Consider the following 10,669-nt stretch of genomic DNA (forward strand, 5'->3'; position numbering starts at 1 on the left):
GCGGTGCCGCCCGCGAGGGCCAGGGCCGGGGCCGCCTCGGTGAGCCGCTCGGCCGTGGTGCCTGTGCCCAGGAGGTGGCCGAGGACGCGGTTGACGGCGATGAGGCCGACCGCCTGACTGACGCCCCGGCCGATTTCCGCTAGCAGCGGGTGCTGCGGAAACACGGAAATCCGCGCTGCGCGAGCAGCATCGCTTCCGAGACTCGGTGAGCAATCCCGACGCTCTCGGCCGCGAAATCGCCACTCCCTGTAGTCGAGCGCCGACAGAAAGAATGGCAGCACATCGGCGCTGCTGACTTCCCGCCTTGCCCCACGAGCTCGGATGAACGCGATGCCACACATCAGCCGACAGCGCAAGATCCCTGGTGCCGCAGAGCCACGTCGTACCTTCAGGGCAAGCCGATACGGCCTTCAGCATCCCTCTGCTGCCGTATCGCTCACGGTCGTACCCTCTGCGGAGAACGCGACCTGGAAGGCTTGGCAGCGGGTGACTTCGCCGCCGCCGAGCGCGGACGCGTGCGTCCCGCGTACCAGGGCTTTGATGGTCACCGTGTTCGTGGCGCGCACCGTGCCCCGCACAGACGCCTGGGACATTAGGAGTGCCTCACGGATTTCCTCGTCTGTCAGGGTCCCATCTGCTGCTGCCGAGCGCAGGCGGTCTCGCGCGTTAGCAATGGAGGCGTGGAGTCGATCGAGGGCTTCCCGATCGGCCGCTCCCCGCTGGAAGACGATGACTCCAAAGGCCACGCCGACCAGACAAAGCCCGGCGACCAAAGCGACAAGGCACCCGCAGGTCAGGCGGTCGTGCCAAGTCCGCCTGACCTGCGGTATCTCACGTTCGCTGCTCACTGACTTCTTACTAACTCCCCTTGTAGCCGATGGAGTTGAGGGTATCGCTCATGACTGCAGCGTATCCGGTCGTGCCCGAGGGCTTTGGGTGGAAGGACTCACGGCTCAGGCAGGTGTTCACCCACCAGCAGATTTTGCTGACGTCGTCGCCCGTGTGGAAGTCTCCGTCTCCCTCAGGGCCTGCCACTTTGCCGTGGATCCACTCATCGTTGTCGCAGACGCCGTGCCCCTCGAACTTCGCAATGGGGTCGGCGTAGGCCACCTTGACACCGGAGTTCTTGAGGTCGGCGACCATTGCGGCTTGTTTGTCCCGGACGTAGTCGGCGAGTTCGTTCATCACGGTGACTTGGACTCCAACGCAGGTTGCGTTCTCGTCCGCGAAGATGCTCGGATAACCCATGAGGACGATCTGAGCGTTCTCGGCGTAACCAGGGTCGTTGATTTTGTCGATGAGCCTCCTGGTCTCGGCGACTGCTCTGTCGATCCTGGCCGTGTAGTCACTCTTCTCGCAGTAACCGATGACGTAGCAGGCAATGACGGCATCCTGGAAGGCACTGCCGTCGTTGCCGCCGATGGTCAGGGCCACCAAAGTGGTGTCCGGTGTCAGTGCGCCTGACTCGACCTGAGACATCTCATGGAACTGCCCCTCACCGGTGGAGTAGTCGGTTCTGTCGTCCCAGGACAGTGGTACTCCGTCTCCGAGTACGTTCCATGTCTTCGCACCGGAACAGGAGATGTCCTGGTGGTCGACCGATGCGGAGTGGCCATCCGCAAGTGCGCCGATGGTAGCCGTCTGACCGGGCAGGGTTGTCTTGCGCGCCCAGGAGTTGTCACTGCGTCGGCAGGCGTTCCAGGTCGGCTTGCCGTGGCCTCGGTTGGACTCGGGCGAGTAGGCGCCTGCACCTTCACCGGAGGTGTAGGAATCCCCCATGGTGACAACCATGTGCTTCGGCTTCGCGGCGAGCTTCTGGAAGGCGACGCCGTCGTACGCGATGTCCTCGTCTGCAGTGCCGTCCCTCGTAGTGTTCGTCAGCTCAATGCGAGGGGTTCCGGTGAACCGGTAGACGCCGAGCTCCACCCATGTGTTCTTGCTGTGGAAGGTGTTGATGTAGCGTTCGCGATCACCTCCCGCCACCCCCTTGATCACGTAGTGGGCCTGCTGGGTATGGGCTCCGGTGTCGGGGACGTGCGCGAAGACGCGGGCCCATTCCACGCTTTGGCCAAGGGTCCAGGTGCCGGTTACAGTCATCCGCCCGCCGAAGCCGCCGAGGTGGGCGCTGTCGCGGGTGTGGGCGTACCAGAAGTGGCCGTCGTGGCCGCCGCCGATCTGGTGGAGGTCCCCCTTGGCCTCGTACAGGCCGTTGATGCCGGGGTTGAAGGTGAATTTGAAGCTGCCGTTTGAGGCAGTTGTGCCGCAGTTGCTCCACCATGTCTGGGTGCCGGCGGGTACATCGTCGATCACCAGCGCCCCACCGGGCAGCCCGGTGTTGTCGCAGGTGGGTGTGCCGTACTGAAGGCGGTAGCCTCGGCCGGGCTCGGCTCTGAGCGTGGTGTACTTGATGTTTTCGTTGCCGCAGGAGTCCGAGCAGTCCTTCCATGTCACGTTCCCCGCGTTCCACCAGTACTGGGTGTAGCACGCGGCATCGGGACAGTCCGGCGGGGCGGCTGCGTTGCATTTGTTCTTCTCGTTGCAGAAGGCGTCGAGGGGCGGCTTGACCGCGGTGCGATCCGTCTTGGTGACCCACCATGCGGGCCTAAACCCGGCCGAATCGTAGCCGTCTTCACCCTTCCAGTCCTGACGGCCTGAGGTGGCGTACGAGTAGCCGGCATCCATGGACCATGCGGCCCAGCCCATCACCTTCTCCTGATATGGCCACTGTTGCGGATGCGCGGCATCCTCCGGCCAGTGCTCTGGATCCACGTCCGCGTCCAGGAATGGGTCACGGCCCGCAGGGTAAAGGGGGTTGGCCGGGTTGTTGTACCAGCCCAGTCCCCAGTTGCCGTTCTGCTGTTCCTTGTCGCGCCCGTTGAATCCGAGGTTGTAGTTCCACAGCGCGGCAAACCAGTTCTCCACCTTGGAGGCGTTGTCGTTGTTGACGGTGAGCAACTGGTTCGCCAAGTGGAGCTCATTCCACTTGTCAGCGAGGATGTACATGGACGCGGCGATGTTCACCGTGTAGTCAAGCGCGACCGCCCGCTGCACATTCGGCGGATGGAGCGTCTCGCCCGTCTTCGCGTGTCCGTCCAGGCGCATTCCGTCGGTGATCTGTCCGACGCCGTACCCGCAGTCGGACTTGTCCCAGTTGATTTGCCAGTACCCGCCGGGGCTGTCGGCCTTGTGTCCGTAGAATCCCGCCACAGCCGCGAGTGGACTGCCCATTTGACCAGGCACCGCGCCCTGCTCGGCCTGCCACAGGTTCGACTCCTGAGCGAGTACCCCCAGCAGTACGTTGGCGGGGATACGCCCGCCGCCGGTCAAATACGGCAGCTTGAATGTCCCCCCTTGCGGGTCGGTCTGGACTCCCGTCTGATTGCGCCAGCCGCCCTGGGTGATCCAGTTGGCGCGCAACTCGCCGCGCACTGCCATGTCGACGGCCCACTCGACCTGATTCGGCGTCGGCTGGAGCGCCTGGTTGTTCACGTCGTTGCGGGGCACTGAGCACCAACGGTCTGTGTCCACCGGGCTGTTCGGGTCCGCAGCCGCGGCCGTCCCCGCCTGGGTGCGCGCACCCGCCTTGTCGGCGGGGAGCGCCGGGGAGAGCGTGGCCTTGCCCAGTCTGCTGCCTGCTTCCGGGACGCTCTGCGTGACCTTCTTCCCCGTCGCCATGGCGGTGGACGTTACGGTCAGCGGTTCCGCCTCACTGGTCAGCGGTGGCTGCGCGCTGCCGTCGCCCGACGTCGCCGGCGCCCCTCTAGGGCCGCCGCCGCCCGCGTCCTTGATGCGGGCCAGTCCGGTGCGGATACCCGGCGCGACGACAGGGTTCACGGCCAGTCGGCCATGGCTGGAGACGTCAGCTTCGGGGGATGCCTCGAGTGCCGTGACACCGGTTCCCTCCGTGTCCACAGCGCCCTCGGGATCTCCCGAGAGGAACACCTGCCGTGTGCCGGTCTGCTTCAGCGCCAGGTCGCCGAGCTTCCCGGACGCCATCGTCGCGGGACGCCCGCTCCCGTTCCAGAACTGCGCCCGAACCGCGTCCTTCGTGCGATCGAGGAAGGCAACCTTGCCCTTGGCCGGGATTCGGATCTCAAAGGGCACATGGTCGGTGTCGGCCAGGTTCTTGACCTTCCCCGAACGGTTGATGTGCACCAGGTGTCGGCCGCGCGCCGCGATCGCGCCATCCTCGACCGGGACCGCGGAAGTGACCTGCCCGGTCACCACCGTCTGCGCCACACTCTCACCCGAGGTGTCGACGGTCACCAGACGGCTCTTGTCGTCCCTGAACGAGGTGAACGTCGCCGTGCGGGTCTCTGGGTTGCAGGATGGATCGAAGTAGGCGAGGGAAGCGGTGAACGGGAGCTTGTTCACCTTCCCCGTCTCCGTGTTGACGATCGCGGTAAAGGCGCCGCCCAGCATCATGTCCGGGTGGTTGGTGGCCGTGCGCGGGGCGTAGACCACCGCGACGTGTGTGCGGTCCATGACGCACTGGTTGCCGATCCACGAGTCCGCCGGCATCCCCGGCTCGGCGAGGGTCGCCGCGGTCTTCCACGCGTAGGCATCGGCGCTGTCGGCGACCAGGATGCTCAGGCCGTCCGTGTCCGCTGCGGCCGTCACTGCTCGGTCAGCGGACTCCTTCCAGCCCTTCCCGAGGACTGCATCGCGCTGCCCGGCGGGCACGGCCCCCGGCGCGGGTGGGCTGGTCTCGGGCGACGGCGTCGCAGTGGCCTCCTCTTGGGCCGGTGCCGCCGTGGCGGGTGTCTGCATGAGGCTGGTGAGGGTGGCGCAGGCGACCAGGGCTGCGACTATGCCACCGATGGGTCTCTTGCGTTTCAACACATGTCTCCTCGCTGTGCGGTACATCGTGTTGGTGCCCGAGCAATGCGCCCCGCCTCAACGGCGGGGCCGTACTAGACGCCGTGGCCGCTGCCCCTCGGCTGCGGACACTTTGCCGACGCCGGATCTCGTGGCCGTTTGCTGCTTCTTGCTCCGCCTGGCCTGGGCTTACTGTCAATCGGTCCGCGGCACGGAGCGGCCGTACATGCGATGCCCATCGTCTGGTCGCGCTCGCGCCGGGCAGCGCACCAGTACACGCCGTGCTGCCCGCAGTTCAAGCACTCGTCAGCAGATGCCCCGGGATGAAGACAACGGCGCGGACTCCGCCGTACGGCGCGGGCTTGTCGATCGACACACTGAAGCCGTACCGCTGCACCAGGCGGCCGATGGCGGCGAATCCTGACCGTGGCGGATCGCCGAGCTCGGTTAGCAGAATCGGCTGCTGACCCGACAGCAGCCCGGTAGCGAACTCCACTTCGTCCGCATGCATCCCCACGCCGGCATCGTCGATAACGATGCACGCCCCCGCCTCCACCTGGTGCAGGCTCACGTCGATGGCCAGAGACCCGTGCGTGTGGTGGACGGCGTTCGCGAGCAGCTCGGCCACAGTGATGGCGATGGGTTCAACCGCCCGTGCCACCACGGCGATGGGCAGTTCGAGCTTGCTGGCGACCTGGACACGGTGATAGCCGCGGATGCGGGACTGTGCGCCGACGACGATATCGCCCAGGTGGGAGTCGGCGCGCGTCAGCCCCGGCCACGCCCCGCACAACACGCCAGTGGCTTGAATACGGCGCAGATTCTGCTCGTTGAGATGATCCAGCTCCAGCAGATCCTCTGCGATATCCGGATCCTCGTAGCGATGCTGCATATCGTCGATCTTGGATTGCAGCTGGTAGCTCTGCGCCTGGATGACGGTTGTCGCACCGCGCATCACCGCCTGCGCAGCTTCATCAACGCGCTGACACTCGGCGGCCACGGCCTTCGCCACCTGATCCAGAGCTCCGCGATGCAGCTGATCGACGTGGGTGCCGGCGAATACGGGGTGAAGGAGGCCGGGAACAGGGACGTGCCGGTGCGCGAGGTAGGTGGCCAGAGCCGGCAGCCGGACGCCGACCAGATGCCGCGTCTCCGCTTCCAGAACCTGCCGCCGGGCATCAAGGTGCTCGTTGGCCTCAAGGGCGGCATCCCGCTCGGCCCGCAGACACCCCACCAGACGTCGGGCACGAAACAAAAGCCAGCCAACAACAAGAGCAGCGGCAGCTGCACCTGCGGCCAAGACTTCGAGAAACGCCTCCGGTATCTGCGTCATCAAGGGTCCTCGGTAGACGGGAAAGAAGGTGGAAGGACCGCCGGGCCAGGGGGTCGGAGACGGGGGACTCCGGGCGTGTCCCTGGCCCGGCGGCCGGTCTAGAAGGTGATCCCACTGATCATCTGGGCCACGTTCGTCGTGGCCTCGGAGATCGTTGGCGCGACCGAAGAGCCGGCCAGGTAGAAGCCCAGAAGAACGGAGACGATCGCTTGCCCGGCTTTCAGCCCGCCTTTGCTGACCAGCACGAAGACGAGGCTGGCCAGCAGCACGACGGCGGAGATGCTAATGGCCACGGAGCACCCCCCAGCCGCTGGCGTTTGTCCTGCGGGCCAGGGTGATGCGGTGCCGAAGCTCAGTGCTGTCCGTGTAGGGACGGGAGGTCTTGTCCGGGGGGATCAGCCAGATGCGTGGGCAACATGCACAGCAGGTTGACTCAATCTCCGAAACTGAGCAGGACAACAGGCCCGGCCGGCAGAGTGTTTGCGGCGCATGCCAGCGGTACGCGGTGCCCGGTTCCACCGGAATGTGCACGAACAGGTGCGACAAACAGACGAGCACGGGCGCCACAGGGCCGGCCACCTCGCGGGCCTCTTCCAAGGCACGCAGGCCAACGCGCATACCGGTCTGCACCACATCGAAGGCGGAACCAAGCAACTGGGCCGGAAACGGCTGCTCGACCGGCTGCACCCTCCAAGGCAGCGTGGTCCGCAGCGTCGACCACAGCGTTGACCCCAGCAAGAGAGGGTAGCTAGGAGCCCCCAGCCCTTGCTGCCGAGCCGCCGTGTCACTGGCGGCATGACGGGACCGATCAAGCTGCTGGTTGTGCGTGGCCTCACACTGCCGATTAGAAGCAAGCACCCCGGTCTCCCGCGCCTCTCGACGTACCGTCGCTGAACCGCCCGACCGCCGACAATCGCGGCGACCGGTTGAACCGCAAGAATGATCGATGCCATGCGGCTGCGCACATTCCAGGAGTGATATCGCTGCGGTGATTTCCCTTATAGGGATGGAGTGTTGAAAGCTCTAGTCATGGCCATTCTCGTGGCCGAGTCGCCGTCCTCCAGGTGGGTGACTGCCCAGGTCGCGGAGATGATCAACGGGGGGCTGCCCTGCTCCGGCTCTGGTGGCGGGCATATCACGGGAGCAATGATTTTGCTCCCGGCCGCTCGTAAGATGACGGGCGATGGGATCTGGGGATGGCGATGTCGGATCAAGTTCGCGCATGCTGCGGCTGCGGTTGCCGTTTGAGCCAGTACAACGACGATGTCCGGTGCGGCTCATGCGCTCGCCGTGTGTCCCAGGAGCCACAAGTCCCCTCTCGGGTCTGGTCGGACCTCGCCGTCCAAATCGCCCTGAGGGGCCGCGACTTCGGCCGCGCGAGCAAACTGATTCGCAAGCACTCCGGGCTGCGTCAAGAGGACATGGCACGGCTCACAGGATTGAGTCAGAGCTTTCTGTCCATGCTCGAGTCCGGACGCCGGCAACTGGTGAGTATCGAACGAGTTACCCGGTTTCTCGATGGCCTCGGAGTGCCGACGGAATTGCGCACCATAACGAGTCAGCAGCCATCGTCACGGAACACCCTGATACAGCTGGCGCAGCCCACGACGGCAGCCGATCCCTTGCCGAATCACATGGATCTACGCGATCTGGCGGCTCAGGCAGCCGCGGAATCACTCCAGTTCGTGGAGCAGCTCGGCACGAGTAACGTCACCGGCGACGACGTCGAAGACCTGACCGTCGAGCTCGCCAAAATTGCCATGGAGTACGTCCACACCCCGTTGCAGCCGTTGCTCAAAGACCTCCTCGACGTCAGAAATCGCGTCTTCAACCTGCTGCGCGGGCGCCAGGATCCCGGCCATACACGAGACCTCTTCCTGCTGGCGGGCACCAGCTGCCTGCTACTGGCGCACGCCTCACAGAACCTGGGCGACGAGCGATCCGCGATGGCACAGATCCGAACCGCATGGAACTTCGCAGGGAAAGCCGACCACAGCGGACTGCGGGCCTGGTCCAAGGGCACGGCAGCCCTGATCGCCGAGTGGTCACCTCACCAGCAGGCCGCCCTGAAGTACACCCAGGAAGCACTGAGCTACGCCCCTCCCGGCGAGACCCGCATCCGCATTGCCGCCATCGAAGCCCGGGCAGCGGCGCGCATCGGCGACAGGGAGACGGCCCTGGCCGCGCTCAGCAACCTCCAGCGAGCCCAGGAGCAGCAGACTGCGCCGGGCGGTGTCGGCCAGTTCGGAGGACTGCTCACCTTCCCTCTCGCCAAACAGGAGTACTACCTCGGCGGAACATACGCCCTCCTAGGACAGCATGCGCAGGCAGAGAAGCACGCCTCGGCAGCCATCGCGCTCTACGCGAGCGGAGCCCAAGAAGACCGCTCCTACGGCGACGAGGCCCTGGCAAGATTGGACATCACCACTGCCCGCCTCGCTGCCGGAGACTTGGAAGGGGCCGGCGAGCAACTCCAACAGATCCTCCAGATGCCCCCGAACCTGCGCATTCAACAGATCGGCAGCGCTGTGAAACGCGTGGGTCGCCTCCTTCAACACCCCCGCCTCGCAGGAAACCGCACGGCGCGCGAGTTGGCAGACGCCACACGCAGCTACCAGGCCATCGACGCAACAACGAAGGTCCAACTGCAATGAACACAACGGCCTCCCAAGAGACCGCAGCCCGCCAAGCCTGCCGGATATCCGGCCTGCCGGACCAGCCCCTGACCCACCTCCACCAGCACGCAACCTCCGTGTTCCTGCTGCCGACGGAGGACATCGTCGTCCGCGTCAGCTCCGCGTCCCAGAAGCAGCGCCTCGACACGGCCGTGAGCCTGACTCGCTGGCTCGCATCACACCGGTTTCCAGCGACGGAACCCTTTGATGTGCCCCAGCCCGTTCTCTGCGGCTCCTTCACGGTGACATTCTGGGTTCACTACCCGCAGCCGGAACGTGGCGCACCGCCCGCAGGTCACCTCGGCGGGCTGCTGCGACGGCTGCACGACCTGCCGCCCCCACCGCTTGAACTGCCCGAGTATCAGCCGCTGGCCTCACTCCAGAAGACCCTGGAGCAGAGCATCAGCCTGCGCGCAGAGCACAGAGACTGGCTGACAGCGCGCACGCGCGAACTCCTCGCCGCGTACCACCGGCTCGACTTCCCGCTGGGCAGGGGACTGCTGCACGGCGACGCTTACCCCGGCAACACCCTGTGGGACGGGGCAGCGGCACGGCTCGGTGACTGGGACGAAGCGGCAGTCGGCCCGCGCGAGATCGACTTGGCCAACACCTTCCAAGGAGTCCGCTTCGGACGCACCACCATGGAACTGAACGACTTCAGCCTCCGCTACGGCTTGGACATCCGGCACTGGCCAGGCCTGCCAGTCCTCCGTAAGATCCGCGACCTGCACACCCTCGGCTCCTACATCCGGCGAGCGGACCGAGGCGACCAGGCAGCCGCAAACCAGCTGACCTACCGCATGGAGACACTCAGAGGCGGCGACGAGCTGGCCCAGTGGGCTGCAGCCTGACCACAGCCGTACGCGCTGATGCGGCCACACGACGGGACGAGGATGCCGACTTCTCTGCCAGTCCTTGTGTTCTGGGACATCGACCGGACACTGCTGTATGTGGGCGACGTCGACCGGCAGGTTTACCGTGAAGCGTTCGCCGAAGTCGTGGGGCGCCCCGTCGAGCGGCTTCCTGCACGGGGTACAGGCGTCACGATGCCACTCGCGATCCGCGGTCTACTGCTGGACAACGGCGTTCCAGACGTGGAGGTGCTGGCGCTGACAGCGCGCATGGTGAAACTGCTGCCCGAGCGGCTCGCCGACCACCGGTCGGATCTGCAGCGGGAAGGCACACTCATGGCAGGAGCGCAAGTTGCCCTTCGCGCTGTTCACGAGTCTGAGGGCCTGCTGCCGAGCGTGGTAACCGGGAACCTGAAGCCCAATGCCGTCTTGAAGCTCGAAGCCCTCAACCTTGACCGATTCGTTGATCTCGAAGTCGGCGGGTACGCCTCCGACGACGAGCACAGGCCTGCCCTCGTGGCCGTTGCTCAGCGCCGAGCGCGGGACAAGCACTCCAGTTCGTTTACGCGCTCCAACACCGTGATCATCGGCGACTCGCTCGAAGACGTCCGCACGGGTCGCCAAGGCGGGGCAGCCGTGATCGCAGTCGCGTCAGGCAAGACAACAGCTAATGAGCTGAAAGATGCCGGGGCCGAGGTCGTGTTGGAGAGCCTGGTGGATGTAAAACAGGTGAGAGACGCGATTGCGTCTGTGTCGTCCTGGTGTCACCGATGGTGATCGGATGGCCGGAGATCCTCAGACGCAACGATGGGGGACGGGGCAGGCTTGCCCCACTAGGGCCTGTGTGATGTCGTGATCAATCTTGCCGATCCGGATCCGTCTGGAGGGTGGATCCGGTAGGAAGACGATCGTGACGCGTAGGCAACTGAGCCAGGATCAGTGGAAGTTGATCGAGCCGTACCTGCCGATCGGCGAGTACGGCCCGTACCCCG

The 10,669-nt window shown here is 65.5% G+C and carries 9 protein-coding genes; 4 read left to right on the forward strand and 5 right to left on the reverse strand.

Annotated features, from left to right (window positions below; genetic code table 11):
* Positions 1 to 410 precede the first annotated feature (410 nt).
* Positions 411 to 593 (reverse strand): hypothetical protein, encoded by a 183-nt coding sequence (locus ACIHCQ_RS44085; RefSeq protein ID WP_399674909.1) that lies wholly within the window; start codon positions 591 to 593, stop codon positions 411 to 413.
* Positions 594 to 680: 87 nt separating this feature from the next.
* Here ACIHCQ_RS44085 and ACIHCQ_RS44090 point away from each other — a divergent pair, with 87 nt between their 5' ends.
* Positions 681 to 851: a hypothetical protein gene (locus tag ACIHCQ_RS44090; protein ID WP_399674910.1), complete on the forward strand. Its 171-nt coding sequence runs from the start codon at positions 681 to 683 to the stop codon at positions 849 to 851.
* A gap of 7 nt (positions 852 to 858) precedes the next feature.
* On the opposite strand, the gene ACIHCQ_RS44095 is transcribed toward ACIHCQ_RS44090, so the two are convergent.
* The 4 genes from ACIHCQ_RS44095 to ACIHCQ_RS44110 form a co-directional block, all read right to left on the reverse strand.
* Positions 859 to 4,842, reverse strand: coding sequence for an SGNH/GDSL hydrolase family protein (locus ACIHCQ_RS44095; RefSeq protein WP_399674912.1), 3,984 nt, complete (start codon positions 4,840 to 4,842; stop codon positions 859 to 861).
* A gap of 271 nt (positions 4,843 to 5,113) precedes the next feature.
* Positions 5,114 to 6,151: a sensor histidine kinase gene (locus ACIHCQ_RS44100; protein WP_399674914.1), complete on the reverse strand. Its 1,038-nt coding sequence runs from the start codon at positions 6,149 to 6,151 to the stop codon at positions 5,114 to 5,116.
* A gap of 98 nt (positions 6,152 to 6,249) precedes the next feature.
* Positions 6,250 to 6,444, reverse strand: coding sequence for a hypothetical protein (locus ACIHCQ_RS44105; protein WP_399674916.1), 195 nt, complete (start codon positions 6,442 to 6,444; stop codon positions 6,250 to 6,252).
* The gene (locus tag ACIHCQ_RS44110) at positions 6,434 to 6,838 is read right to left on the reverse strand and encodes a hypothetical protein (protein WP_399674917.1); all 405 of its coding nucleotides are present in this window, start codon (positions 6,836 to 6,838) and stop codon (positions 6,434 to 6,436) included. Before ACIHCQ_RS44110 ends, ACIHCQ_RS44105 begins: the two co-directional genes overlap by 11 nt.
* Before the next feature lie 605 nt (positions 6,839 to 7,443).
* Between ACIHCQ_RS44110 and ACIHCQ_RS44115 the strand changes: the two genes are divergently transcribed.
* From ACIHCQ_RS44115 to ACIHCQ_RS44125, 3 genes are read left to right on the forward strand one after another with little or no spacing between them, the layout of a single operon-like run.
* Positions 7,444 to 8,805, forward strand: coding sequence for a helix-turn-helix domain-containing protein (locus ACIHCQ_RS44115; protein ID WP_399674919.1), 1,362 nt, complete (start codon positions 7,444 to 7,446; stop codon positions 8,803 to 8,805).
* On the forward strand, positions 8,802 to 9,677 hold the full coding sequence (locus ACIHCQ_RS44120; RefSeq protein ID WP_399674921.1) for a phosphotransferase: 876 nt from the start codon (positions 8,802 to 8,804) through the stop codon (positions 9,675 to 9,677). Before ACIHCQ_RS44115 ends, ACIHCQ_RS44120 begins: the two co-directional genes overlap by 4 nt.
* 42 nt (positions 9,678 to 9,719) lie before the next feature.
* Positions 9,720 to 10,454, forward strand: coding sequence for an HAD family hydrolase (locus ACIHCQ_RS44125; RefSeq protein ID WP_399674923.1), 735 nt, complete (start codon positions 9,720 to 9,722; stop codon positions 10,452 to 10,454).
* Positions 10,455 to 10,669: the final 215 nt, after the last annotated feature.

This window comes from Streptomyces sp. NPDC052236, from assembly GCF_044548015.1.
In the GTDB taxonomy this organism is placed as follows: Bacteria; Actinomycetota; Actinomycetes; order Streptomycetales; family Streptomycetaceae; genus Streptomyces.